General features: G+C 55.0%; 2 protein-coding genes and 1 pseudogene. All 3 read left to right on the top strand.

Annotated elements, in window-relative coordinates; genetic code table 11:
- A partial coding sequence (locus A3AY_RS0107540; protein ID WP_018325073.1) for an ATP-binding cassette domain-containing protein occupies nt 1-441 on the top strand: 441 nt, incomplete at its 5' end.
- Nucleotides 434-1,138, top strand: coding sequence for an ABC transporter ATP-binding protein (locus A3AY_RS0107535; RefSeq protein WP_018325072.1), 705 nt, complete (start codon nt 434-436; stop codon nt 1,136-1,138). The genes A3AY_RS0107540 and A3AY_RS0107535, both read left to right, overlap by 8 nt.
- A 103-nt stretch (nt 1,139-1,241) precedes the next feature.
- A pseudogene (gene purU, locus A3AY_RS34680) lies at nt 1,242-1,460 on the top strand (formyltetrahydrofolate deformylase); the annotation flags it as partial.

Genomic DNA, 1,460 nt, shown 5'->3' with positions numbered 1-1,460 from the left:
ATACTGGAAAGGGAGCGCCGTACGAACAAGGTTTTTTGCCGCTCTGATGGGATGCCGAATATAGAAAGCGAAATCTTTCAGTTACTGGAGGATCTTGCGCTGACGCCTCTGGCGGACAAGCCCGTACGTGGACTTGCTTATGGCCAGCAAAGGCTCGTCGAACTGGCGCTGACATTGGCTTTGAAGCCTAAGGTCTTGATCCTTGATGAGCCAGCGGCAGGCGTGCCTTCCACTGAAAGCCACCTGATCGTCCAGGCAATAAAGAGGCTGCCGGCAGATTTGTCGGTTCTCATCATCGAGCATGACATGCAACTCGTTTTTGAGGTTGCCAATAGGATCATCGTCCTGGTCAACGGCGCGATCCTATTGGACGGCACTCCACAGGAGGTGGTCTCCAATCCGCAGGTTCGAGAACTCTATCTGGGGACCGGCCATGACTGATGCTCTGCTGGAATTGGATGGTGTCGTGGCTGGATATGGCGACACCCACATCATCCGCAATGTTTCGCTCAAGGTCTCAAAGGGCGAGCGCCTGGCGATCGTCGGACGAAACGGGGTCGGCAAGACCACGATGCTTGCCACCATCATGGGGCAAACTCGTCAGCACGCCGGAAGCATCAAATTGAGAGGTGTTCCAATTGACGGCGTTCAGGCTCACGAGCGGGCGCGATTGGGGATGGGCATCGTGCCGCAGACGCGCGATATCTTCCCCTCGCTTTCTGTCGAGGAGAACCTGATTGCCGGTATTCGGAACGGTTCAAGCCTCAACGAAGCCTATGATTTGTTTCCGAGGTTGAAAGAACGCCGATTTAATGGCGGACGCCAGCTTTCCGGAGGCGAGCAACAGATGTTGTCGATTGCCCGTGCACTGCTTGGGAGACCCGAAATCATCTTACTGGACGAACCGCTGGAGGGGTTGGCGCCGGTGATCTGTGAAATGCTCGTGGGCGTTTTTGGCGATCTTGCTGACCGAGGCCACACGGTCGTTCTGGTGGAGCAACAGATCGGCCTCGCTCTGCGCTTTGCTGATCGGGTTGTCGCTCTTGACCAGGGAAAGATTGTCTTCGAGGAAACCGCGGCAAAACTCGCCAGCAATCGTACCGAACTCGATCGGTATATCGGGCTTTCCGCCACCTAGTGGCGAAAAGGGCAGACCCGCACCGTTTGGAAGTGCCGCAACGGACCGACTGTCAAAATCCAACAAGCCAATTGGCTGCAAACCTGAATGAACGCGGTGAAGAATGAAGAATTATGTCCTGACGGTCTCATGCAACACAACCCGTGGTATCGTGGCCGCGATCTCGGGATATCTGTTCGAGCAGGGATGCAACATCGTCGATAGCTCACAGTTCAACGACCTGGGCACCGGCAAGTGCTTCATGCGTATCAGTCTCTTCTCTGAAGAAAACGCTTTACATGAGGCACTGACGAAAGGTTTCGAACCAATAGCGGCGAAGTTC

It is taken from the genome of Rhizobium giardinii bv. giardinii H152, assembly GCF_000379605.1.
In the GTDB taxonomy this organism is placed as follows: domain Bacteria; phylum Pseudomonadota; class Alphaproteobacteria; order Rhizobiales; family Rhizobiaceae; genus Pararhizobium; species Pararhizobium giardinii.
Note: the sequence above shows the minus strand (reverse complement) of the source record. Positions and strands in the feature narration are given on the sequence as shown.